Source organism: Pseudomonas migulae (genome assembly GCF_024169315.1).
Taxonomy (GTDB): domain Bacteria; phylum Pseudomonadota; class Gammaproteobacteria; order Pseudomonadales; family Pseudomonadaceae; genus Aquipseudomonas; species Aquipseudomonas migulae_B.
Map to the genome: position 1 here is coordinate 813,424 of NZ_JALJWR010000001.1, position 23,899 is coordinate 837,322.

Genomic DNA, 23,899 nt, shown 5'->3' on the forward strand with positions numbered 1-23,899 from the left:
CACCAGACTTGATGGCCCCCGATCCTGTAGGAGCCTGGCTTGCCAGCGGAGAGGCCCGCAAGATCTACGCAAAATGTTGGAACCCCCATCACGGCAAACGGTCAAGTGAACAGGCAGTCCACTCAGGCACTTCAGGCCTGCTGCCTCGCTTCCCCTAGTCATGAGAGGGCATTTTTTGTCTACATCTAACGAGTTGTTCAGTGCAAAAGCCGCCACCGGCATCGATGGTCTGGATGACATCCTGGCCGGTGGGCTGTCCCGCGGTCATGTGTTTTTGCTGGAGGGTGAACCCGGAACCGGCAAAACCACCGTCGCCTTGCATTTTCTGTTGGCCGGCGCCAGAGCCGGCGAGCGCTCGTTGTACATCACCCTGTCCGAAACCGAACGCGAACTGCGCCAAGGGGCCTTGTCCCATGGCTGGGAGCTGGATGAAAACATCCACATCTTCGAGCTGACGCCGCCGGAAAGCCTGCTCAATGCCGAGCATCAGCAGAGTCTTTTGTACTCCTCGGACCTAGAGCTGGGTGAAGCCACCAAGCAGATTTTCGAAGTGGTCGAGCGGGTCAAGCCGACTCGCGTCGTGCTCGACAGCCTGTCCGAGATCCGACTGCTGGCGCAAAGCTCCCTGCGTTACCGTCGCCAGATCCTCGCGATCAAACACTACTTCGTGCGCTATGACGCCACGGTGGTGCTGCTGGACGACCTGACCACAGAGTCCCTCGACAAGACCGTGCACAGTGTGGCGCACGGCGTGATTCGCCTCGAAGAACTGACCCCCAACTATGGCGCCGAGCGTCGACGCATTCGCGTGGTGAAATACCGCGGCCAGAAATACCGTGGCGGCTTCCATGACTTCACCATCATGGGCGACGGCGTGCATGTGTTCCCGCGCCTGGTGGCCGCCGAACACCGTGGAGGGTATATCCGCCAGCAGTTGACCAGCGGCATCAGGGAAATGGACGCCCTGCTCGGCGGCGGTATAGAAACCGGCTCAAGCACATTGATCCTTGGCCCCGCCGGCACCGGCAAATCGCTGATCTCGATGATCTTCGCCGCGGCAGCCGTGGCCCGGGGCGAGAAAGCCGCGCTGTTCATTTTCGATGAAGAACTGGGCCTGCTGTTTGAACGCATGAAAAACATGGGGATCGACCTCAAGGCCCTGCAAGACACTGGCAACCTTTTGATTGAACAAGTGGATGCCGCCGAATTGTCCCCTGGCGAATTTTCCTACCGGGTTCGTCGCTGCGTCGATGAGCGCGACATCAAAACCGTGGTGATCGACAGCATCAACGGCTATCAAGCCGCCATGCCCGAAGAGAACGCCCTGGTGCTGCACATGCACGAGTTGTTGCTGTACCTCAATCGCCGAGGCGCAGCGACTTTCATGACCGTGGCCCAGCATGGGCTGGTCGGTGACATGCAAGCGCCCGTGGACATTACCTACCTCGCCGATACGGTCATTTTGCTGCGCTACTTCGAAGCGCTGGGCAAGGTCCGCCGGGCGATCTCGATCATCAAGAAACGCACCGGCAGCCATGAGTCGACCATTCGCGAATATCGCATCAGCTCGCAGGGCATGACCATCGGCGAGCCACTGGACGCATTCCAGGGTGTATTGCGCGGGGTACCGACATATCTGGGTGCGAGCAATCCATTGCTCGGGGATGAAACCCCGTGACGGTTCAGCAAGCAACGTCCGAGCGCGCGATCATTCTCGCGCCACTGGGACGTGACAGCCAGATTGCCCTGATGATGCTCAATGAAGCGGGTTACGACGGCGTCATCACCTGCGACCTGATCGGCCTTTGCGCCGAACTGGAGCATGGCGCCGGGTTGTTGCTGATCTCCTCCGAGGCCCTGCTGGGCAGTGATGTGGAACCGTTGTTCGGACTGATCGAGCAACAGCCGGCATGGTCCGACCTGCCCATCGTGCTGATGACCTATCATGGTGGTCCCGAACAAAACCCCGCGTCGCGATTCGGCCCGCAATTGGGCAATGTCACCTTCCTTGAACGCCCTTTTCATCCGGTGACGCTGATCAGTCTGGTGACCACCGCGTTGCGCGGGCGCCGACGACAGTATGAGGCCAGGGATCGGCTGATCGATCTGAGTCAAAGCGAGTTGCGCCTGCAAACCACTCTCGAAACCCTGGAACAGCAGGTCGAGGAACGCACTGCGCAGTTGCGTCACAATGAAGAAGCCCTGCGTCAATCGCAGAAAATGGAAGCGGTCGGCCAGCTCACCGGCGGCATCGCCCACGACTTCAACAACATGCTGACCGGCATCATCGGCAGTCTGGAACTCTTGCGCCGGCGCCTGGCACGCGGACGCACCGAGGATCTGGACAGTCTGATCGACCTCGGCGTGACGTCCGCCAACCGTGCGGCGGGCCTGACTCATCGCTTGCTGGCGTTCTCCCGCCGTCAGTCGCTGGACTCCAAACCCGTGGCGATGAACACGCTGGTGGTGTCCATGGGCGAACTACTGCAGCGCAGCATCAATGAAAGCATTCACCTGGACATGCAGCTCAGCGAGCCATTGTGGGTGGCAGAGGCCGATCCCAATCAACTGGAAAGCGCCCTGCTCAACCTGGTCATCAATGCGCGGGATGCCATGCCCGGCGGTGGAAACCTGGTGGTCAGCACCGCCAATCAGTATCTGGACGGCGATTTCACCGAAGCCCACATCAACCTCGAACCCGGCGACTATGTGGTGCTCAAGGTGGCAGACACCGGCTGCGGGATGCCGCAAAGCACGATCAACCGCGCGTTCGATCCGTTTTTCACCACCAAGCCGATCGGTCAGGGCACGGGCCTTGGCTTGTCGATGATCTACGGTTTCAGCAAACAATCACGCGGGCACGTCGCCATTCAAAGTGAAGTGGGCGAAGGCACTACGGTGAGTCTGTTTCTGCCGCGTTTCAGTGGTGACTTGCCTCAGGACAGCCCCTCGGACGTGCAGCACGCCCTGTTCGCGCAGAACGGCGAAACGGTGCTGATCGTCGAGGATGATCCGGCGGTGCGGGTGCTGGTGAGTACAGTGCTGAGTGACCTGGGTTATGCCTTCGTCGAGGCCGGGGATGCCGACAGCGCGGTACCGATCCTGGATTCCGGGCAGCGTATCGACCTGATGATCAGCGACGTCGGGCTACCCGGCATGAACGGTCGGCAACTGGCGGAAATCGGCCGGCAGTATCGGCCCGATCTCAAGGTGTTGTTCATCACCGGTTATGCCGAACACGCGGCGGTGCGCGGCGGGTTCCTCGATCCTGGCATGCAGATGATCACCAAGCCGTTTACCTTCGACCTGTTGACGGCGAAGGTGCGGGAGATGATCCGGATCTGACGCAGCTCCGCCCCACGTAGGAGCGAGGCTTGCCCGCGAAGGCGTAAATTCTGACACCCCGCGTTATCGTTCTTCGCGGGCAAGCCTCGCTCCCACAGGTTCGGCGGAATGCTTACGACAGCATGTCCTGCATCAACTCCTGCAACACATCCAGATCAAACGGCTTGCCCAGAATCGGCGCCTTGCGGGTGATCGGGCTGTCGGTCTCGCGGATTTCCTGCGGGTAACCGCTGATGAAGATCACCTTGAGTTCCGGTCGCAGTTTCACGGCAGGTTCGGCGATCTGCACCCCGGAGATCCCGCCCGGCAGGCGAAAATCGGTGATCATCATGTCCAGGTGCGGCTTGCTCGCCAGGATTTCGAAGGCTTGCTCGCCGTTTTCGGCCTGCAACACCCGATAGCCCTCGCCCGACAGATAGGCTGACAGCACCATCAGAATCGAGGGGTCATCTTCGACGATCAATACGACGTCTTGTGCATCTTCACTCATGGGAAGCCTTTGTTCGGTCAATAGCTGCTGATACGACCCCGGGGTCGATCAGAGGTTGCGTTTATCCGGCTGTTTTCCTACAGCGGCAGACAAACGCGAAACAAGGCGCCTTCGCCAATCCGGCTCTCGACGGTGATGGAACCGCCATGGGCGGTCACAATCTGTTCTGAAATAAACAATCCCAGGCCCAGCCCGGCAACGGCATGCCTGGCCGTAACGCGCTCGAACTGCTGGAAGATACGCTTCTGGTTTTCCTGATCGATGCCGATCCCCTGATCGCGCACTTCCACCAGCGCCTGATCGCTCTCACTGTACACCTTCACGCTGATCGGGCTCTTGGCGCCGTAACGCAATGCATTGGTCAGCAGGTTGGAAATCACCTGTTCAATGCGAAATTCATCCCAGTTGCCCTGCACCGGATGCTCGGCGTCGAGCGTGACCGAGGATTCGGCGGCATCGATCTGCGGGGCGAAATTCTGTAACAAATTGCGCACCAGCCCCGACAGATCGAAGCGTGTCGGGCGGATCGACAACTTGCCGGTGCGAATGCGCGACACATCCAGCATGTCCTCGATCAGGCGGATCAGGCTTTTGATTTGCCGTTCGTCGCGGTCGACCATCGCGTGCATCTTGTCGAGGGTGAACGCCGCGGCGTTGTCCCGGGCCAGGTGCATTTTTCGCAATTGGGTTTCGAGGATCAGACCGTTGAGCGGCGTACGCACTTCGTGGGCGACGATGGACATGAAGTCATCGCGCATGCGCACGGCCTGCTCCAGTTCCAGCTGGGTGCTCTGCAATTTCGCAAGCAGTGCTTCCTGTTCCCGGCGGCTCTGCTCCAGCGCTTCGACCTGTTGCTTCATGGCCTTGCTCTGGCGGTACAGATCGACGAACACGTTGACCTTGCTCTTGACCGCGTGGATATCCAGCGGCTTGTGCAGGAAGTCGACGGCGCCGCTTTCATAGCCTTTGAACGCATAGTTCAGTTCACGGCCGGCGGCACTGACGAACACAATCGGGATGTTCTTGGTCTTCTCGGTACCGCGCATCAATTCGGCGAGTTCGAAGCCGTTCATGCCGGGCATCTGCACGTCGAGAATGGCCATGGCGAATTCGTGCTGCAGCAGCAGCGACAAGGCTTCGTCGGCGGACAAGGCCTTGTAGACCATGCGGTCTTCACGCTTGATCAGCGCTTCAAGCGCCAACAGGTTTTCCGGCAGATCGTCGACGATCAGCAGTTTGGCTTGGATGTTACTTAGCATGCTATTCGTTCCAGCTCGACAATCAGACGGCCGATGCCGCGTATGGGGAGAATATGGTCAGGCTTGTGGGTATCCAGCGCCGCCTGGGGCATGGTCGCGACCTGGGCTTCGTCCGGGTCCTGCACGATCGTCAGGCCGCCATGATGCTTGATCTGAGCCATTCCGCTCGCGCCATCACGGTTGGCGCCCGTCAATAGAACCGCGGCCAGGGTCGGGCCATAAGCATCGGCAGCTGACTCGAACAAAAAGTCGATGGCTGGCCGCGAATAATGCACGCGGTCTTCCAGGCTCAGGGAAAAGGTGCGATCTCGCTCCACCGACAAGTGATAGCCGGGCATCGCGAAATACAGCGTTCCCGCTTCGATCGGCGTTTTGTCATGGGCTTCCTGGACAGGCATGTTCACGCGCCGGGCAAATACGTCCGCCAGGTGGCTGCGACGCTCGTCGGGCAAGTGCAGCACCACAATGATCGGCAGCACGAAGCCTTCACGCAGAGGGCTGAGGATACTCAGCAATGCCTCCACTCCACCGGCCGAAGCACCGATCACAATAGCCTCCACAGAAGGCAACTCCGCTGCATTGTTCATGATTTGCGGTAAATCCGTTCTTGTTTGACCAGCGGCTCGAACTGGTTGCCGAAGGCCGAAAACTCCGGGGTTTCCTTGCTGCCCAGCACCAGAAAACCACGATGGCACAGGGACTCGTGGAATAATCCGAACGCTCTGTCCTGGAGCTTCTTGTTGAAATAAATCAAAACATTACGGCACGAAATCAACTGGGTTTCTGAAAAGACGCTGTCGGTCGCCAGGCTGTGGTCGGCGAAGGTCACGTTCTCACACAGACTCTTGTCGAAAATCGCATAGCCGTACGCTGCGGTGTAGTAGTCGGCAAACGAACGCTGGCCACCTGCCTGCTGGTAGTTATGAGTGTAGGCACGGACATTCTCCATGGAGAAAATCCCCTGCTTGGCTTTGTCCAGCGAGCGCGGGTTGATGTCGGTGGCGTAGATGATGGTGCGGTCGAGCAAGCCTTCTTCGCGCAGCAGGATCGCCATCGAATAGACCTCTTCACCCGTGCTGCAACCGGCGATCCAGATCTTGATCGAGGGATAGGTCTTGAGCAGCGGCACCACTTCCTGGCGAATGGCCAGGAAGTGCGAAGGATCGCGGAACATCTCGCTGACCGGAATCGTCAGCAATTGCAGCAGCTGCATGAACGCCATTGGATCGTGCAGCACCTTTTCTTGCAGCGCCGAAATGGTCGCGCACTCGAACTGGTTCAACGCGTGATGAACGCGGCGTTTGATCGACGCGTTGGAATAATCGCGAAAGTCGTAGCTGTACTTGAGGTAAATCGCCTCGATCAACAACCGCAATTCGATTTCGCTACTTCGCGCCACTGAATCAATTCGTTCCACTAAATGCGTTCCATCTTCGGTAACCACACGCGAATCAGCGAGAACAGGCGATCCAGGTCGATGGGCTTGGCCAGGTAATCATTGGAGCCGGCCTGCAGGCAGCGCTCCTGATCGTCCTTCATGGCTTTGGCTGTCACCGCAATGATCGGCAGCTTGCGCCAGCGCGGGTCCTGACGGATCAGGCTGGTCGCCTCGAAACCGTCCATCTCCGGCATCATCACGTCCATCAACACCAGATCGATGTCCTCCACTTCATTCAATTTTTCAATCGCTTCACGACCGTTCCGGCCAATGATCACGATTGCACCCTTTTGCTCCAGCGCGCTGGTGAGGGCGAAGATGTTGCGTACATCGTCGTCCACCAGCAGCACCTTGCGACCCTCAAAGACCTTGTCGCGACTGCGCGCGGTCTTGAGCATCGTCTGCCGTTCATGGGACAACCGCGATTCGACTTTGTGCAGAAAGAGTGTGACCTCATCCAGCAAACGCTCCGGCGAGCGCGCGCCCTTGATGATGATCGAGCGCGAATACTTGCGCAGCTCGGCCTCTTCGTCGCGGGTCAGGTTGCGCCCGGTGTAGACGATCACCGGCGGGAACGAACAGATATCCTCGGTAGACATGCGCTTGAGCAGGTCGTTGCCGAGCATGTCCGGCAATTTCAGGTCGATGATCATGCAGTCGAAAATCGTCGTGCGCAGCAGGTCCAGCGCATCCTGCGCCAGGCCAACGGCGGTGATTTCGATGTCTTCGTCACCGATCAACCGGGCAATGCTGTCGCGCTGCAGGTCGTCGTCCTCGACCAGCAGCACGCGCTTGACCTTCTGGGTCAGCTTGGCTTCGAGGCGGGCGAACACGTCCTTGAGCTCTTCGCGGGTGGTCGGCTTGACCGCGTAACCGATCGCGCCCATGTGCATGGCGGCTTCGACGCGGTCTTCGACCGAGATGACGTGCACCGGGATGTGCCGGGTATCCGCATGTTCCTTCAGGCGTTGCAGCACGGTCAGGCCGGAGTGGTCCGGCAGGCGCATGTCCAGCAGGATCGCGTCGGGAATGTATTCCCTGGCCAGGTCGTAGCCTTCGTCGGCACCATGGGCCACCAGGCACTGATAACCCAGTTCATGCGCCAGGTCGTAGAGAATGCGCGCGAAGTTCGGCTCGTCCTCGACCACCAGAATGCAGCGCGTCGTGAACGGTGCATTCGTGCGGTCATCGTTGAAGCGCGGGATCTCGACGTCGGCAATCAGCGGTACAAGTGCAGCGGGCGCTACTTTCGGCGTCATGGCCACCGGTGAAGCTTTCATCGGCTCGTTCGGCGTGTCACCCGGTTCAACGTATTGCTGCGGCAGGACCAGGGTGAACACACTGCCCTGCCCCGGCTCGCTGGTGACGCTGATGGAACCGCCAAGCAAGGCCGCCAGGTCACGGGAAATCGACAGGCCCAGGCCCGTGCCGCCATAACGACGATTGGTGGTGCCATCGGCCTGGCGGAACGCTTCGAAGATACTTTCCTGCTGATCCGCAGCAATGCCGATCCCGGAGTCGCGGACGATGAATGCGATGCCTGCGTTTGGCTGACTGGCCACCGTCAGGCTGACCGAACCTCGCTCGGTGAACTTCACCGCGTTGGACAGCAGATTCTTGATCACCTGCTCCAGACGCTGACGGTCGGTGAAGATCATCATCGGCGCACCGGGTTGCAGATCGACCTGGAAATCCAGCTTCTTGTCCGTGGCCATTGGTTGGAACATCCCGCGCAAACCGTCGACCAGACGGGCGACGCTGGTGTTCTCCGGACGCACCTCGAGCTTGCCGGCTTCGACCTTGGAAATGTCGAGGATGTCGTTGATCAGGTTCAGCAGATCGTTACCGGCCGAATAGATCGACTCGGCGAACTTGACCTGCTCGCCACTGAGGTTTTCCTGCGGGTTTTCCGCCAGCAGCTTGGCCAGGATCAACGAACTGTTCAGCGGTGTGCGCAGTTCGTGGGACATGTTGGCGAGGAATTCGGATTTGTACTTGCTCGAGCGCTGCAACTCTTCGGCGCGCTCTTCGAGCTGCGTCTGGGCCTGATTGAGTTCAGTGTTTTTCAGGTCCATCGCATCGCGCTGGTCCGCGAGGATCTGCGCCTGTTCGGCGAGCTGTTCGTTGGTCTGCTCCAGCTCGACCTGCTGGGTTTCCAGATGCGCCTGGGATTCCTTGAGAATCCGCGACTGCTCTTCCAGCTCTTCGTTGGCGGTCTTGAGTTCTTCCTGCTGCACCTGCAGCTCTTCATTGAGCTGCTGGGTTTCGGCCAGCACTTCCTGCAAACGCTGGCGATAGCGCGCCGCCTCGATCGAGGTACCGATATTGCCGGCGATCAGCTCGAGGAGTTCGATGTCGCGGTCGTCCAACGGACGCAGAAAGCCCAGTTCGATGACACCGTTGACCCGATCGTCATCGCTGGTCGGCACGACCACCACGCTCTGCGGCAGGCCTTCACCGAGACCGGAGGTGACTTTGAAGTAGTCGTTCGGAACGTGGTCGAGTCGGATCAGGCGCGCCTGTTGCGCCACTTGGCCAACAATCCCTTCATCGCTGTAAATCTGCTGATCGCGTTCTTCCTGCTCACGGGAAAAACCGTAGGACGCCACCCGCTTGAGTCCGCCGTGTTCTTCACGCACATAAATAGCCGCGACGGCCGTGCCCAGGTATTGCGCGCAAAACTGCAGAATATTGCGGCCCAGCATATTAAGAGACAATTGCCCCAGCACTTGCTCGGCCAGCTCGGTCTGACCGTTACGCAGCCAGGCTTGCTGTTCCAGGCGCAGGGCACTGGCCTGTTGCGCGGCCAGCGTGCCGCTGTAACTTTGCGACAGGTTGAGCAAATCCCGTCGGCCAATGTAAGCCAGCATGGCGCTGATACCGATGATGAACAACAGATAAAGGCTGATGCTCCAGATCGTCGTGCGGCGCACTTCTTCGTTGCGCGTGGTGCGCAACTGCTGCTCCATGTCGATCACGTCTTCGAATTGCTTGCGGATCTCATCGGTCAGGCGTTTGCCGCGCCCGGCCTGAACGGCGCTGCGGTAATCACCACCCGCGTGTTGCAAGTCGATCATGCTCTGCGCGTAGGTGGCCCACTCATCCTGCAAGGCCTGCAGCCTTTGCAGTCGATCCGTTTGCACCGGGTTATCCGCGGTGAGTTCGAGCAACGTCTTCACCGCCACCGCGACTCTCGGTCGGGCGGTTTCGTAGGGTTCGAGGAATTTGTCGTCACCCGTGAGCAGGAAGCCACGCATGCCGGTTTCCAGATCAACGGTCAGCTTCACCGCTTCATTGGCGTTATTGATCACCCGGTCGGTGTGCTCGACCCACTGGATCACCGACAGCAAATAGGTGATCAGCGAAACAAAGAACACCGCGCTGAGCACGCCGACGCCCAACGGCAGGCCGATGTTGCGGCTCAGGAGTTTACGGAATCGTTGCTCATCAACCGAAGACGCGGTGGTCATGGGGAGGCCTTGTCGAACTGTTGAAAACCAAGGAGTTTGCCCCAAATCAGCCGATTTAATCCATTTTTCTGACGTGTTTTCGCGCAAAATCCTACATTCAGCTGCTCCAGCGCAAGCAAGCGGTTATCCTCGCCGGCCTGTGTGCGGCTATTCTTTTTTATGGCGTGGCCGGGAACTTGTCGGGTTCCGTCATTTACTCATGCTAGAGCCCGGCGTTTTTGATCGACCGGCCACCGCGAATTCAACTTTTGAGAGCCCCATTATGTCCGCCGATAAATCCATCATCCTGGTCGTTGAAGACGACGACATCGTGCGCATGCTGATCGTCGATGTCCTCGAGGAGTTGGAATTCAAGGTGCTGGAAGCTGACGGGTGCGAACAGGCACTGGAGTTTCTCAACGATGAAGACCAGTACATCGACCTGATGATGACCGACGTCGGGTTGCCGGTGATGGATGGTCGTGAACTGGCCACCCAGGCACGCATGGTTCGTCCCGAGTTGCCGATCCTGTTCGCCAGCGGATATGCCGAAAGCATTGACGTGCCTGAAGGGATGCATGTGATCGGCAAGCCGTTCTCGATTGATCAGTTGCGGGACAAGGTGAAAAGCATTCTCGCGTAACGCCCGGTCTTCGCTGGAGCGGGCTCAGGAAATGCCCTCGGCTGTGGTTTAATTGCACCCCGCTTTTATCCCCTGCCCCGCTTCAAGGAAATCTCCCCGCATGAATCAACCCCGCGCAACCAAAGTCCTGGTCATCGGTTACGTCTGGCCCGAGCCTCGGTCTTCAGCCGCCGGTGGGTATGTGATGCAACTGCTCGGGACTTTCCTGCAACAAGGCTGGGACGTGACATTCAGCAGCCCGGCCGGAGCTGGCGAACATCAGGAAGACCTGACGGTGCTGGGTATCCGTGAAGTGCCGATCGAGCTGAACAACAGCAGCTTCGACACATTCGTCAGCGAGCTGGCACCGGATATCGTGCTGTTCGAACAATTCATGATGGAAGAACAATTCGGCTGGCGCGTCGAAAAGCACTGCCCCGATGCCTTGCGCGTGCTGGGCACCCAGGACTTGCAAAGCCTGCGGCATGCCCGGCATCAACGGCTCAAGGATCGCCTGAAGGCCAGTGACGATGCCAATGACTTCAGCGATCTGTTCGCGCCGGCCTTGCGTGAAGAATTCGAACTGATGGCCGACACCGACCTGGCCAAACGCGAGATCGCGGCGCTGTATCGCTGTGATTTGAACCTGATGATTTCCGAAGTGGAAATCGAACTCCTGGTCGAACAGTTCAACGTTCCGCGCAACCTGTTGCATTGGTGCCCTTTGATGGTCGATCGACCTGACAGCACGCCTGTACCGTTTGAAGATCGATCGCACTTTATCCATATCGGCAACTTCCGCCATGCGCCCAACTGGGATGCGGTGCTCTGGCTGAAAACCACGATCTGGCCGTTGATTCGCGAGCAGTTACCCACGGCTCAATTGCACATCTACGGGGCCTATACGCCGCCAAAAGCAACGGCCTTGCACAATGCGGCCCAGGGTTTCCATGTGATGAACTGGGCGGAAGATGCGTTGCAAGTGATGTCGGCGGCGCGGGTGTGTCTGGCACCGTTGCGTTTCGGTGCGGGGATCAAAGGCAAGATCGTCGATGCGATGATCTGCGGTACGCCGAACGTCACCACCCCTGTCGGCGCTGAAGCCATGCACGGCGAGAGCCCCTGGCCTGGCGCGGTGACCCGCACGGCGCGCGAGTTCGCCGATTGCGCCGTGCAACTTTATAAAGACCAGGCGCAATGGACTCACGCTCAGGCTGTCGGTCTGGCGTTACTGGCCGATCGTTATCAACTGCAAACACACGGCCCGGCCTTGATTGCAAAACTCGAGTATTGCCGACGGCACCTGGCGTCACTAAGAAGGGACAACTTTACCGGCAGCATGTTGCGCCATCACCAGCACAAGAGCACTCAATACATGTCGCAATGGATTGAATCGAAAAACCGCTTTAAGGAACACAACTAATCGTTAAACTCGCTCCAACTAACGATTTATTAACGGTGCAAGGACGCACAATGAAGCACGCTCTCAACAACCCATATATCACCAGAAACTTTAACCCCAATAACTGGATGTCCGACATCCCCATCATTGATTCGCTATCGCTCGCAGAGTTGGTATTACCCGGCGCGCATAATGCCGGCGTCGACAAGAAAGCTTCTTATACGGCGCTGGGCATCAGTCACTGGGCCGCCTGCCAGAACAACTCCTTTTATTACCAGCTGACCCACGGCGCACGGGCGCTCGATTTAAGGCTGGAGTATGCGGTTGGCGGCGATGGCGTCGGTACTTTCTGGTTTCAGCATAACGGTTTCCGTTCCTCCAGGTCGCTGGAAAGCCTGATCATGAGCGTCATCCGGTTTCTGGATGAAAATCCCGACGAGTTCATCATCCTGGATTTTCACCAGTTGAATCCGGGCAACCAGCGCTTTGACTATAAAGAGTTCAACAGGCTGCTGCTGACGCATCTCGGTAACCGGCTGATTCCTTCCACACACGTATTCCTGACCCTCGGTCAATTGAAACAGGCCAGCCATGCCCGGCGAGTGATGGTGGCCGCCGAGAATCACACGGAGCTCGATTCGACCTACTTCTGTGAATACATCGAGCACGAGTGGAGCGGCATCGGGACCGCCAGTGTCAGCGAACTGAACGTTCATATCACCAAGGTCATGAAGTTCCCGCCTGGCGGGTCCTTGCCGTGGTCGCTCTCCGCGACCAGTTACAATGTCGCCGAGGGGCCGGTAAATATTCGCGAACATCTAGATCGATGGTTCGATCCTGCACTCAGTGACTGGGTTCTGAACAGCAACATCATCAACGCTGACTTTTTTGAAACGTCGAATCTGGTTCGTCATTGCCGCACTGCCAATCTGATCAAAGCCAACAATCATTAATTTGTGCGAATGTTTCCGGCACTGGCAATGCCGAAACGACCGTCTATGCTCGGTTTTTATAATGATGCACTTCGTACCACGGACGGCACGAAGCAATTACAGGAGTAAACATGACACGTTCTACACAAGCAACTTTCGACAAACAAAGATGGATGGCTAATTCCCTCGACATCGACCGAATAAAACTGACAGATATTGTCTGGCCCGGTACACATAACAGCGGCATGGACAAAAAAGCGCCCAACTATGAGGTAGTGATCGGCAACTGGACCACCTGTCAAAACGATTCGTTTGCCTGGCAGTTGGAAAACGGCGCGCGGGCATTTGATATCCGCCTCGGCTATACCGCGGGATACGACCAATCCATTTTCTATTTCCACCATAATGGCTACCAGTCCCATCGCGTCATCGATGAGTTGATCGATGCCGTGTCGGCCTTCCTTGATCGAAACCCGGACGAGTTCATCGTTTTCGATTTTCACCAGCTTGGGGATGGTCAGAAGCCTTTCGACGCAAAAAAACTCAATGACCTGCTGGTGAGGCGCCTCGGCCACCGGATCATTCCACCCTCCGATGCCACGAAAACGGTGGGCGAGCTCAAAAGAGTCAGTTCACGCCGCAGATTGGTACTCGCGGCGCAGGTCGTGCAAGGACTGGACGATGATTACTTCTGGCCACGCATCCCCCACAAATGGAGCGGCGAAGCCTTCACTGATGCAACGGAGCTGGAACGGCACATTTCCAGCACGCTGAAACACGCGCCTTTCTCGACCTTTCTCTGGTCGTTGTCCGCCACCAGCTACGGGTTTCTGGGCGGCCCGCAGGACATCAAAAGCCAGATCAACGACTGGTTCAATCCAACTCGCGACTGGGTGACGCGTTGCAGCATCATCAGTACCGACTTTTTCGATGAGTCAGACATCGTGCGTTACTGCTGGAGCGCCACGAGCATGAAAGCGGTTTATGGCAGCGCGTTGCACCGACCCATCGGCGCCTAACACGTTCAATATGCCCCGGGCTGGCATTGCCGGCCCGGAAAGAGGCATGATCAGGGCGCAATAACAAAAAAAGCGCCCTGATATGACCCGGACTGCCAGAGTCACCGATCCTTCCTACGAACTGATGGACGACCATAACGGGTTGTCGATCATCTATCGCCAGCACGGTTTCCCGTGCCCCTTGGTACGCTGGCATTTCCACAAGGAATACGAACTGCACCTGATCGTCGCCAGCTCCGGCAAGGTGTTCATTGGCGACTACATTGGCAACTTCTATCCGGAAACCCTGTTCCTGACCGGCCCCAACCTGCCCCATAACTGGATCAGCCAGGTGGCCGAGGACGAAGTGGTGCCCAAGCGCGACATGCTGGTCAATTTCACCGATGAGTTGTTCGAAAGTGGCCATCAGGTATTCGCCGAACTCAAGACCCTCGCCCCCTTGCTGGAGCGTGCGCAGTACGGCATCGAGTTCCGCTGCAAACGCACCATTCGCCAGGCCATGACCTTGATGCAGCGCATTGCCGACACTAAGGGCGTGACCCGGCTCGGGCACTTTTTCATTCTGCTTGAGCTGCTCGCCGCCTCCGACGACTACCAATTGCTGTCCGGTGCCACGACGCCGCAACTGGCGGACGAACACAACATCGATCGCACCAACCGGGCGGTGGATTACATCTTTGCCCACTACGCCCGTGAACTGCCGCTGGAGGAAGTCGCCGAGCACCTGGGCATGAAGCCGACGTACTTCAGCCGTGTGTTCAAGCAAGCCACCGGGCGCTGCTTCATCGAGTTCGTCAACCGGCTGCGCATCAGCAAGTCCTGCGAACTGCTGGCCGATGGCGATAAACCGGTGACCGATGTGTGTTTCGAGTCCGGCTTCAACAATATTTCCAATTTCAACCGGCGTTTTCAGCAATTGAAAGGCATGACCCCTTCGCATTACCGGCGGCTGGCGGTGCAGCGGTTGACTGAACAAAACCTAGGGTAAACACGATCAAAATGTGGGAGCGGGCTTGCTCGCGAAGGCGGCGTGTCAGTTTGCAAAAATGGCGTCTGACACGCCGCCTTCGCGAGCAAGCCCGCTCCCACAGGGTTCGTGTTGCGACTTAAACCTGTACGTATCCGATAGCGCCTTAACGCTGAAAAGCCCTTCCCTTCGTTCACCGTTCCAAACACCAGTGCAAAATAGTATCGATTCAAGTGCGATGGATGATTTGTCTCATCTTCAATTGAAGGCTGTAATCAGTGCACATTCTTCCCCCACGGGAAGACACAAAAACAATAACTGTCCTTCTGTCCCCGCCGGGTGCAGAAAAGGAGTGCACGATGCAACCTTCGGTAAAAGCTCTGCTTGCCCTCACCTGCATGACCCTCAGCAGCGTCAGTCTCGGCGCTCAGACCCTGACCATCGCCACCGTCAACAACAGCGACATGATCCGCATGCAAAAGCTTTCGAAAACCTTCGAAGCCGAGCACCCGGACATCAAGCTCAATTGGGTGGTGCTCGAAGAAAACGTCCTGCGCCAACGCCTGACCACTGACATCGCCACCCAGGGCGGACAGTTCGATGTGTTGACCATCGGCATGTACGAAGCTGCACTCTGGGGCGGCAAGGGCTGGCTCGAGCCGATGAAGGATTTGCCTGCGTCTTATGCGCTCGATGACGTGTTCCCGTCGGTGCGCGAAGGCCTGTCGGTCAAGGGCTCGCTGTACGCCCTGCCGTTCTACGCCGAAAGCTCCATCACCTACTACCGCACCGACCTGTTCAAGGAAGCCGGGCTGACCATGCCCGAGCGCCCGACCTGGGAACAGATCGGCGAGTTCGCCAGCAAACTCACCAACAAAGACAAGGAACAGTACGGCATCTGCCTGCGCGGCAAGGCCGGCTGGGGCGAGAACATGGCGCTGATCACCACGGTCGCCAACGCCTATGGTGCACGCTGGTTCGATGAGAAGTGGCAGCCGGAATTCACCGGTCCCGAGTGGAAAAACGCGCTGAACTTCTACGTCGACACCATGAAGAAATCCGGTCCGCCGGGTGCGTCGAGCAACGGTTTCAACGAAAACCTGGCGCTGTTCAACAGCGGCAAATGCGCGATCTGGGTCGATGCCAGCGTCGCCGGTTCGTTCGTCACCGACAAGACCCAGAGCAAGGTCAGCGAGCACGTCGGTTTCACCTACGCGCCGCATCAGACCACCGACAAAGGCTCGGCCTGGCTCTATTCCTGGGCGCTGGCCATTCCCACCAGTTCCAAGGCCAAGGAGGCGGCGAAAACCTTCAGCGCCTGGGCGACGTCCAAGGAGTACGGCGCGCTGGTCGCAGAAAAGGACGGCATCGCCAACGTGCCGCCAGGCACTCGGGCTTCGACCTACAGCGATGCCTACATGAGCGCTGCACCGTTCGCCAAGGTGACTCTGGAATCGCTGAAAGCGGCGGACCCGAGCAAACCGACGCTCAAACCCGTGCCTTACATCGGCATTCAGCTGGTGACCATTCCCGAGTTCCAGGGCATTGGGACTCAGGTTGGCAAGTCGTTCTCGGCGGCGCTGATCGGTCAGACCACGGTCGATCAGGCCTTGGCTGCCGCCCAGCAAACCACCGAACGTGAGATGAAGCGCGCGGGTTATCCAAAGTAACCCTTGCCTTCCCGCTCTCGCCTTATGTGGGAGCGGGCTTGCTCGCGAAGGGGCCGGCAGCCTCAACATCAATGTTGACTGATACATTGCTTTCGCGAGCAAGCCCGCTCCCACATGGGATCTTCTCAGGTCTGTATGACTCGGTTCTGATCGCCATGAATATTTCAACTGCCAAAGCTCACATGGACATTCCCCAACCGGTGCGTAAAAGCCGGCTGGCCAATCCCGGCTGGTTTCTGGTCAGCCCCTCGGTGGCGCTGTTGCTGCTGTGGATGATCGTGCCGCTGGGCATGACGCTGTACTTCTCGATGATCCGCTACAACCTGCTCAACCCCGGTGAAAACGAGTTCGTCGGCCTGGAGAACTTCACCTATTTCCTGACCGACTCCGGGTTCATGCCGGGCGCCACCAACACCTTGTTGCTGGTGGGCAGCGTGTTGCTGATCAGCGTGGTGTTCGGGGTGTTGATCAGTGCGCTGCTGGAGGCCAGTGAGTTTCTCGGTCGCGGCATCGTGCGGGTGATGTTGATCTCGCCGTTCTTCATCATGCCCACCGTCGGTGCGCTGATCTGGAAGAACCTGATTTTCCACCCGGTGTCGGGGATTCTCGCCTACGTCTGGAAACTCTTCGGCGCGCAACCGGTGGACTGGCTGGCCCACTACCCGCTGCTGTCGATCATCATCATTGTCTCGTGGCAATGGCTGCCGTTCGCGATCCTGATCCTGATGACCGCCATGCAGTCCCTCGACCAGGAACAGAAAGAGGCCGCGCGCCTCGACGGTGCCGGGCCAATCGCGATTTTCTGGCACCTGACCCTGCCGCACCTGGCGCGTCCCATCGCCGTGGTGGTGATGATCGAAACCATCTTTCTGCTCTCGGTATTCGCCGAAATCTTCACCACCACCAACGGTGGCCCCGGCTACGCCTCGACCAACCTCGCCTACCTGATCTACAACCAGGCGCTGGTGCAGTTCGACGTCGGCATGGCGTCCGCCGGCGGTTTGATTGCGGTGGTGATCGCCAACATCGCGGCCATCGTGCTGGTGCGGATGATCGGCAAAAACCTGACAGACAAAGCCTGAGGCCTGCGCCATGACCCTTCAACAATCCCGTCGTCTGCAAAGCCTGCTGCTGGGCACGCTGGCCTGGGCCATCGCGATCCTGATCTTCTTCCCGATCTTCTGGATGGTGCTGACCAGTTTCAAAACCGAAATCGACGCGTTCGCCACGCCGCCGCAGTTCATCTTCACGCCGACGCTGGAGAACTACCTGCACATCAACGAGCGCAGCGATTACTTCAGTTTCGCCTGGAACTCGGTGGTGATTTCGTTCAGCGCCACGGCCCTGTGCCTGCTGATCGCGGTGCCGGCAGCCTACTCGATGGCGTTCTACGAAACCCAGCGCACCAAAGGCACGCTGCTGTGGATGCTCTCCACCAAGATGCTGCCGCCGGTGGGCGTGCTGATGCCGATCTACCTGCTGGCCAAGAGCTTTGGCCTGCTCGACACGCGGATCGCGCTGATCGTGATCTACACGCTGATCAACCTGCCGATCGTGGTCTGGATGATTTACACCTACTTCAAGGACATCCCCAAAGACATCCTCGAAGCCGCACGCCTCGACGGCGCCACGTTGTGGCAGGAAATGGTCCGGGTGCTGCTGCCGATCGCCAAGGGCGGGCTGGCGTCGACGGTGTTGCTGTCGTTGATCCTGTGCTGGAACGAGGCGTTCTGGTCGTTGAACCTGACCTCGTCGAAAGCCGCGCCACTGACCGCGCTGATTGCTTCGTACTCAAGTCCCGAAGGTCTGTTCTGGGCCAAGTTGTCGGCGGTGTCCACGCTGGCCTGCGCGCCGATCCTGATCTTCGGCTGGATCAGCCAGAAACAACTGGTCCGCGGCCTGTCGTTTGGTGCCGTGAAATGAGGATCGCCCACCCAACGCGAATCACCGTAACGTCCGCCGGACACGATCTTTGTAGGAGCCAGGTTTGCCGGCGAAGGCGCCCTTGAGATCGCCTTCGCCGGCAAGCCTGGCTCCTACACAAAAAGCCCGTCCGACGTAAACGAATAACATCAAGCGGAGGCCCATCACCATGGCCAACCTGAAAATCAAGAATCTGCAAAAAGGCTTCGAAGGCTTTTCCATCATCAAGGGCATCGACCTGGAAGTGAACGACAAGGAATTCGTGGTCTTCGTCGGCCCGTCGGGCTGCGGTAAATCCACACTGCTGCGGCTGATCGCCGGCCTGGAAGAAGTCAGCGACGGCACCATCGAACTCGATGGCCGTGACATCACCGAAGTCAGCCCGGCCAAGCGCGACCTGGCGATGGTGTTCCAGACCTATGCTCTGTACCCGCACATGAGCGTGCGCAAAAACATGTCGTTCGCCCTCGATCTGGCCGGCGTACCCAAAGCCGAAGTCGAGAAAAAAGTCGGCGAAGCGGCACGCATCCTCGAACTCGGGCCGATGCTGGAGCGCAAACCGAAACAACTGTCGGGCGGCCAGCGTCAACGCGTCGCCATCGGCCGCGCCATCGTGCGCAACCCGAAAATCTTCCTGTTCGACGAACCGCTGTCGAACCTTGACGCCGCCCTGCGCGTTCAGATGCGCCTGGAACTGCTGCGCCTGCACAAGGAGCTGCAAGCGACGATGATCTACGTGACCCACGACCAGGTGGAAGCCATGACCATGGCCGACAAAGTCGTCGTGCTCAATGGCGGCAAGATCGAGCAGGTCGGCTCGCCGCTGGACCTCTATCACCAACCGGCCAACCTGTTCGTCGCCGGCTTTCTCGGCACGCCGAAAATGGGGTTCCTCAAGGGCAAGGTTACCCGTGTCGACAGCCAAAGCTGCGAAGTGGCGCTCGATGCCGGCACCCGCATCACCTTGCCGTTGACCGGCGCAAACCTGAGCGTCGGCGGCGCAGTGACCCTGGGCATTCGCCCGGAACATCTGGAACTGGCGCAAACCGGCGACTGCACCTTGCAAGTCACCGCCGACGTCAGCGAACGCCTGGGCAGCGACACCTTCTGCCACGTGCTGACCTCGTCCGGTGAAGCGCTGACCATGCGCGTTCGCGGCGACCTGGCCAGCCGTTATGGCGAAACCCTGAGCCTGCATCTGGACGCCGAACACTGCCATTTATTCGATGCCGACGGCGTGGCGCTGACCCGCCCGTTGCGCGCTGCGGCCTGATTTCAGAGAGCCTGTGATGAAACTGAATAAACACAACCTGCACCACCTCGCTCCCGAGGTGGTCCTGCCCGCCTACGCCCTGAGCGACACCCGCCAAGGCATCGCGCACATCGGCGTCGGTGGTTTCCACCGCGCCCATCAGGCGTATTACACCGACGCCTTGATGAATATGGGCGAAGGCCTGGACTGGGCGATTTGCGGCGTCGGCCTGCGCGCCGAAGACCGTCGTGCCCGGGACGATCTGAAGGAACAGGATTACCTGTTCACCCTGTTCGAGCTGGGCGACACCGACGACACCGAAGTCCGGGTCATCGGCGCGATCCGCGACATGCTGCTGGCCGAGGACGGCGCGCAAGCGTTGATCGACAAACTCGCCAGCCCGGAGATTCGCATCGTCTCGCTGACCATCACCGAAGGCGGCTACTGCATCGACGACAGCAACGGCGAGTTCATGGCGCACCTGCCGCAGATCCAGCACGACCTGGCGCACCCGGATTCGCCGAGAACCGTGTTCGGCTTCCTCTGCGCCGCCTTGGCCAAACGCCGCGCCGCCGGCACCCCGGCATTCACCTTGATGTCCTGCGATAACCTGCCGCACAACGGCGCCGTGACTCGCAAAGCGCTGTTGGCCTTCGCCGCGTTGCGCGATGCGGACTTGCGCGACTGGATCGCCGGGAACGTGAGCTTTCCGAATGCCATGGTCGACCGCATCACGCCGATGACCAGCACCGAACACAAGCTGCAACTGCACGACAAACATGCCGTCGACGATGCCTGGCCGGTGGTCTGTGAACCGTTTGTGCAGTGGGTGCTGGAAGACAAGTTCGTCAACGGTCGCCCGGCCTGGGAAAAGGTCGGCGTGCAATTCACCGACGACGTGACGCCGTACGAAGAAATGAAGATCAAACTGCTCAATGGCAGTCATCTGGCACTGACGTATCTCGGGTTCCTGAAGGGATATCGCTTCGTTCACGAGACCATGAACGATCCACTGTTCGTGCGCTACATGCGCGCCTACATGGACCTGGACGTGACACCGCAACTGTCGTCCGTTCCCGGGATCGACCTGGCCGAGTACAAGAACACGCTGGTGGAGCGTTTCTCCAATCAGGCGATTGCCGATCAGCTGGAGCGTGTGTGTTCGGACGGTTCATCGAAGTTTCCGAAGTTCACCGTGCCAACGATCAATCGGTTGATTGCCGATCGTCAGGAGACCAAACGCGCGGCGCTGGTGGTGGCGGCCTGGGCGCTGTATTTGAAGGGGGTGGATGAGAATGGCGAGACCTACTCGATTCCCGATCCGCGCGCCGCGTTTTGCCAGGCGCTGGTGGCCGATGATGCGTTGATCACCCAGCGGTTGCTGGGGGTCGAGGAGATTTTTGGCACAGCGATTCCGCGTTCGCCGGAATTTGTGGCGGCGTTTGAGTGGTGCTGCAACAGTTTGCGGGATGTGGGTGTGACGCGGACGTTGGAGCGGTTGCTGGCTTAAGGACGGTGGTAGAACTACTGCCGTCATCGCGGGCAAGCCTCGCCCCTACAGGGATGTCGCAAGCCTTCTGATCGACATCAACTCCGTAGGAGCGAGGCTTGCCCGCGAACGGCTTCACCCGAGATCTACCTGACACCCCAAGGACCACTCATGGCAAACCCACAATTATTCCTCGGCATCGACTGCGGCACCCAAGGCACAAAGGCCATCGTCCTCGATGCGGCCAGCGGTCAGGTCCTCGGCCAGGGCGCCGCCGCGCACACGTTGATCAGCGGCGCCAACGGCCGCCGCGAGCAAGACACATCGCAATGGCTTGAAGCGTTCACTTCGGCGACTCGCCGTGCCTTGATCGCGGCCAACGTCGACGGCCAACAGATCCTCGGCATCGGCGTCTCCGGCCAGCAACACGGCCTGGTCCTGCTCGATGATCAAAGCCAGGTGCTGCGCCCCGCGAAGCTCTGGTGCGACACCGAAACCACGGCGGAAAACGACCGCCTGCTCGCCCATCTCGGAGGTGAAAAAGGTTCGCTGGAGCGTCTCGGCGTGGTCATCGCACCAGGCTATACGGTGTCAAAGTTGCTCTGGACCAAAGAACAGCACCCGGAGGTTTTTTCCCGGATCGCACGCATTCTGTTGCCCCACGACTACCTCAACCACTGGCTCACCGGCCGCAGTTGCAGCGAGTACGGCGACGCCTCGGGCACCGGTTATTTCAATGTGCGCACCCGCCAGTGGGATTTGCAGCTATTGCGCGACATCGACCCCAGCGGGCGCTTGCAAGCCGCGCTGCCGGAGCTGATCGATGCCCACCAAGCGGTCGGCACGATCCTGCCAGGCATCGCCGAGCACCTGGGCATCAACCCCAAGGCGCTGGTGTCCAGCGGTGGCGGCGACAACATGATGGGCGCCATCGGCACCGGCAACATCCGGCCCGGCGCGATCACCATGAGCCTCGGTTCCTCGGGCACGGTTTACGCCTACGCCGAGCAACCGAACGTCAGCCCGGACGCCTCGGTCGCGACGTTCTGCGCCTCCAGCGGTGGCTGGTTGCCGTTGATTTGCACCATGAACCTGACCAACGCCACCGGGGTGATTCGCGATTTGTTCGAGCTGGATATCGAACGGTTCAACGACCTCGTCGCGCAAGCCCCGATCGGTGCCGAAGGCGTATGCATGCTGCCGTTCCTCAACGGCGAACGCGTCCCCGCCCTGCCCCACGCCACCGGCAGCCTGCTGGGCTTGACCATGACTAACCTGACGCAAGCCAACCTGTGCCGCGCCGTGGTCGAAGGCACGACCTTCGGTTTGCGTTACGGACTGGACCTGCTGCGCCAGAATGGCTTACAAAGCCTGCGCATCTGTCTGATTGGCGGCGGCTCGAAAAGCCCGGTGTGGCGGCAGATCGTCGCCGACATCATGAACACCCCGGTGATCTGCACCGAACAAAGCGAAGCCGCCGCCCTCGGTGCGGCGATTCAGGCCGCGTGGTGCAAGTCCTGGGCAAACGGCCACGAAGACAGCCTGGCGGACCTGTGCGAGCGTTGCGTGAAGCTCGACCTCGCCAGTGAAACCTTGCCGATCGCGGCAAACGTGGCGGCCTGTCAGCAGGCCTATGAACGCTATCAACAGCATGTCGCAACCCTTTAAAGAGTGAGCAACTATGTACTTGGTGTGTGGCGAAGCGCTGTTCGATTTCTTCAGTGAAGACGACGCCAGCGGCCTGGCTTCAAAAGTGAATTTCAAGGCGATTGCCGGTGGCTCACCGTTCAATGTCGCGGTCGGTTTACGCCGCCTGGGCGTAGATGCCGCGCTGTTTGCCGGGCTGTCGACCGACTACCTTGGCCGACGTTTGCAGCAAGTGCTGCAGGATGAAGGCGTGCGTCCGGATTACCTGGTGGACTTCGCCGCACCGACCACGCTGGCGATGGTCGCGGTCGGCGCCAACGGCTCGCCGCATTACAGCTTCCGTGGCGAAGGCTGCGCGGACCGGCAGTTGAAACCGGAACATCTGCCGCCACTCGGCGCGGAAGTGCGCGGCTTGCACATCGGCTCGTTCTCGCTGGTGGTACAGCCAATCGCCGACACGTTGCTGGCCTTGGTGCAACGGGAAAGCGGCAAACGCCTGATCAGCCTTGATCCCAACGTGCGGCTCAATCCTGAACCGAACATCGAACTCTGGCGTTCGCGGGTGGCCACGTTGGTCGAGCTGGCCGACCTGATCAAAGTCAGCGACGAGGACTTGAGCCTGTTGTATCCCGAGCAGGATCCGCAGCGCGTGATTGAAGGCTGGTTGCAGCATCGCTGTCAGTTGGTGTTTTTGACCCGTGGTGGCGAGGGTGCGACGGTGTTCAGCCGTGCTCATGGTTCGTGGTCGGTGCCGGCCTGTTCGGTGAAGATTGCCGACACCGTGGGGGCTGGCGATACCTTTCAGGCGGCGCTGATTACCTGGCTGACCGAGCAGCAGCTGGATTCGGTGGAAGGCGTGCAATCGCTGGCCCGCGAGCAGATCGACGGGATGTTGAGGTTTGCGGTGCAGGCAGCGGCGCTGACGTGCAGCAAGACCGGGCCGGATTTGCCGTATCGGCAGCAGTTGGATCTTCGCTGAAACTGATGGCCTCTTC

At 59.2% G+C, this 23,899-nt stretch carries 19 protein-coding genes; 14 read left to right on the plus strand and 5 right to left on the minus strand.

All coding sequences use genetic code 11. The features are described 5' to 3' along the window. The first annotated feature begins 175 nt into the window (after nucleotides 1-175). Nucleotides 176-1,678 (plus strand): ATPase domain-containing protein, encoded by a 1,503-nt coding sequence (locus tag J2Y86_RS03635; protein WP_253428215.1) that lies wholly within the window; start codon nucleotides 176-178, stop codon nucleotides 1,676-1,678. Then, complete coding sequence (locus J2Y86_RS03640; RefSeq protein ID WP_253428216.1) at nucleotides 1,675-3,345, plus strand: response regulator; 1,671 nt, start codon at nucleotides 1,675-1,677, stop codon at nucleotides 3,343-3,345. Before J2Y86_RS03635 ends, J2Y86_RS03640 begins: the two co-directional genes overlap by 4 nt. 112 nt (nucleotides 3,346-3,457) lie before the next feature. Here the strand turns inward: J2Y86_RS03640 and J2Y86_RS03645 are convergent, their stop codons facing one another. The 5 genes from J2Y86_RS03645 to J2Y86_RS03665 all read right to left on the minus strand — a co-directional run bounded on the left by J2Y86_RS03645 (nucleotide 3,458) and on the right by J2Y86_RS03665 (nucleotide 10,002). Beyond that, on the minus strand, nucleotides 3,458-3,835 hold the full coding sequence (locus J2Y86_RS03645; RefSeq protein WP_010460444.1) for a response regulator: 378 nt from the start codon (nucleotides 3,833-3,835) through the stop codon (nucleotides 3,458-3,460). Between the two features lie 77 nt (nucleotides 3,836-3,912). Then, a complete protein-coding gene (locus J2Y86_RS03650) occupies nucleotides 3,913-5,094 on the minus strand; it encodes a hybrid sensor histidine kinase/response regulator (protein ID WP_253428217.1) in 1,182 nt (393 codons plus the stop codon). Next, a complete protein-coding gene (locus J2Y86_RS03655; protein ID WP_253428218.1) occupies nucleotides 5,088-5,681 on the minus strand; it encodes a chemotaxis protein CheB in 594 nt (197 codons plus the stop codon). Before J2Y86_RS03655 ends, J2Y86_RS03650 begins: the two co-directional genes overlap by 7 nt. Further along, on the minus strand, nucleotides 5,678-6,511 hold the full coding sequence (locus J2Y86_RS03660) for a CheR family methyltransferase (protein ID WP_253428219.1): 834 nt from the start codon (nucleotides 6,509-6,511) through the stop codon (nucleotides 5,678-5,680). Before J2Y86_RS03660 ends, J2Y86_RS03655 begins: the two co-directional genes overlap by 4 nt. Then, the gene (locus J2Y86_RS03665; protein WP_253428220.1) at nucleotides 6,511-10,002 is read right to left on the minus strand and encodes a response regulator; all 3,492 of its coding nucleotides are present in this window, start codon (nucleotides 10,000-10,002) and stop codon (nucleotides 6,511-6,513) included. Before J2Y86_RS03665 ends, J2Y86_RS03660 begins: the two co-directional genes overlap by 1 nt. Before the next feature lie 262 nt (nucleotides 10,003-10,264). Here J2Y86_RS03665 and J2Y86_RS03670 point away from each other — a divergent pair, with 262 nt between their 5' ends. From J2Y86_RS03670 to J2Y86_RS03725, 12 genes are all read left to right on the plus strand, one after another. After that, on the plus strand, nucleotides 10,265-10,624 hold the full coding sequence (locus J2Y86_RS03670) for a response regulator (protein ID WP_253428221.1): 360 nt from the start codon (nucleotides 10,265-10,267) through the stop codon (nucleotides 10,622-10,624). Between the two features lie 100 nt (nucleotides 10,625-10,724). Next, complete coding sequence (locus tag J2Y86_RS03675) at nucleotides 10,725-12,026, plus strand: glycosyltransferase (RefSeq protein ID WP_253428222.1); 1,302 nt, start codon at nucleotides 10,725-10,727, stop codon at nucleotides 12,024-12,026. A gap of 50 nt (nucleotides 12,027-12,076) precedes the next feature. Beyond that, a complete protein-coding gene (locus tag J2Y86_RS03680; RefSeq protein WP_253428223.1) occupies nucleotides 12,077-12,958 on the plus strand; it encodes a phospholipase in 882 nt (293 codons plus the stop codon). A gap of 110 nt (nucleotides 12,959-13,068) precedes the next feature. Continuing rightward, nucleotides 13,069-13,956: a phospholipase gene (locus J2Y86_RS03685; RefSeq protein WP_253428224.1), complete on the plus strand. Its 888-nt coding sequence runs from the start codon at nucleotides 13,069-13,071 to the stop codon at nucleotides 13,954-13,956. Nucleotides 13,957-14,038: 82 nt separating this feature from the next. Beyond that, nucleotides 14,039-14,944 (plus strand): AraC family transcriptional regulator, encoded by a 906-nt coding sequence (locus tag J2Y86_RS03690; protein ID WP_214383234.1) that lies wholly within the window; start codon nucleotides 14,039-14,041, stop codon nucleotides 14,942-14,944. A gap of 338 nt (nucleotides 14,945-15,282) precedes the next feature. Next, nucleotides 15,283-16,593 carry an ABC transporter substrate-binding protein gene (locus J2Y86_RS03695; RefSeq protein WP_253428225.1) on the plus strand — a complete coding sequence of 437 codons (1,311 nt, stop codon included), beginning with the start codon at nucleotides 15,283-15,285 and terminating at the stop codon, nucleotides 16,591-16,593. A gap of 155 nt (nucleotides 16,594-16,748) precedes the next feature. Beyond that, the gene (locus J2Y86_RS03700) at nucleotides 16,749-17,675 is read left to right on the plus strand and encodes a carbohydrate ABC transporter permease (RefSeq protein ID WP_084321634.1); all 927 of its coding nucleotides are present in this window, start codon (nucleotides 16,749-16,751) and stop codon (nucleotides 17,673-17,675) included. A 10-nt stretch (nucleotides 17,676-17,685) separates the two neighbouring features. After that, on the plus strand, nucleotides 17,686-18,516 hold the full coding sequence (locus J2Y86_RS03705; RefSeq protein WP_007936731.1) for a carbohydrate ABC transporter permease: 831 nt from the start codon (nucleotides 17,686-17,688) through the stop codon (nucleotides 18,514-18,516). A gap of 169 nt (nucleotides 18,517-18,685) precedes the next feature. Then, nucleotides 18,686-19,789, plus strand: coding sequence for an ABC transporter ATP-binding protein (locus tag J2Y86_RS03710; RefSeq protein ID WP_253428226.1), 1,104 nt, complete (start codon nucleotides 18,686-18,688; stop codon nucleotides 19,787-19,789). Nucleotides 19,790-19,805: 16 nt separating this feature from the next. After that, nucleotides 19,806-21,278 (plus strand): mannitol dehydrogenase family protein, encoded by a 1,473-nt coding sequence (locus J2Y86_RS03715; RefSeq protein ID WP_253428227.1) that lies wholly within the window; start codon nucleotides 19,806-19,808, stop codon nucleotides 21,276-21,278. A 150-nt stretch (nucleotides 21,279-21,428) separates the two neighbouring features. Continuing rightward, on the plus strand, nucleotides 21,429-22,925 hold the full coding sequence (gene xylB / locus J2Y86_RS03720; RefSeq protein WP_253428228.1) for a xylulokinase: 1,497 nt from the start codon (nucleotides 21,429-21,431) through the stop codon (nucleotides 22,923-22,925). Between the two features lie 13 nt (nucleotides 22,926-22,938). Next, on the plus strand, nucleotides 22,939-23,883 hold the full coding sequence (locus tag J2Y86_RS03725; RefSeq protein ID WP_253428229.1) for a carbohydrate kinase family protein: 945 nt from the start codon (nucleotides 22,939-22,941) through the stop codon (nucleotides 23,881-23,883). Nucleotides 23,884-23,899: the final 16 nt, after the last annotated feature.

Coding starts and splice junctions, on each gene's coding strand:
- J2Y86_RS03645 (WP_010460444.1), bottom strand. CDS start 3,835: ATGAGTGAAGATGCACAAGACGTCGTATTGATCGTCGAAGATGACCCC.
- xylB (WP_253428228.1), top strand. CDS start 21,429: ATGGCAAACCCACAATTATTCCTCGGCATCGACTGCGGCACCCAAGGC.
- J2Y86_RS03700 (WP_084321634.1), top strand. CDS start 16,749: ATGAATATTTCAACTGCCAAAGCTCACATGGACATTCCCCAACCGGTG.
- J2Y86_RS03655 (WP_253428218.1), bottom strand. CDS start 5,681: ATGAACAATGCAGCGGAGTTGCCTTCTGTGGAGGCTATTGTGATCGGT.
- J2Y86_RS03685 (WP_253428224.1), top strand. CDS start 13,069: ATGACACGTTCTACACAAGCAACTTTCGACAAACAAAGATGGATGGCT.
- J2Y86_RS03715 (WP_253428227.1), top strand. CDS start 19,806: ATGAAACTGAATAAACACAACCTGCACCACCTCGCTCCCGAGGTGGTC.
- J2Y86_RS03710 (WP_253428226.1), top strand. CDS start 18,686: ATGGCCAACCTGAAAATCAAGAATCTGCAAAAAGGCTTCGAAGGCTTT.
- J2Y86_RS03680 (WP_253428223.1), top strand. CDS start 12,077: ATGAAGCACGCTCTCAACAACCCATATATCACCAGAAACTTTAACCCC.
- J2Y86_RS03650 (WP_253428217.1), bottom strand. CDS start 5,094: ATGCTAAGTAACATCCAAGCCAAACTGCTGATCGTCGACGATCTGCCG.
- J2Y86_RS03725 (WP_253428229.1), top strand. CDS start 22,939: ATGTACTTGGTGTGTGGCGAAGCGCTGTTCGATTTCTTCAGTGAAGAC.
- J2Y86_RS03675 (WP_253428222.1), top strand. CDS start 10,725: ATGAATCAACCCCGCGCAACCAAAGTCCTGGTCATCGGTTACGTCTGG.
- J2Y86_RS03695 (WP_253428225.1), top strand. CDS start 15,283: ATGCAACCTTCGGTAAAAGCTCTGCTTGCCCTCACCTGCATGACCCTC.
- J2Y86_RS03665 (WP_253428220.1), bottom strand. CDS start 10,002: ATGACCACCGCGTCTTCGGTTGATGAGCAACGATTCCGTAAACTCCTG.
- J2Y86_RS03705 (WP_007936731.1), top strand. CDS start 17,686: ATGACCCTTCAACAATCCCGTCGTCTGCAAAGCCTGCTGCTGGGCACG.
- J2Y86_RS03670 (WP_253428221.1), top strand. CDS start 10,265: ATGTCCGCCGATAAATCCATCATCCTGGTCGTTGAAGACGACGACATC.
- J2Y86_RS03690 (WP_214383234.1), top strand. CDS start 14,039: ATGACCCGGACTGCCAGAGTCACCGATCCTTCCTACGAACTGATGGAC.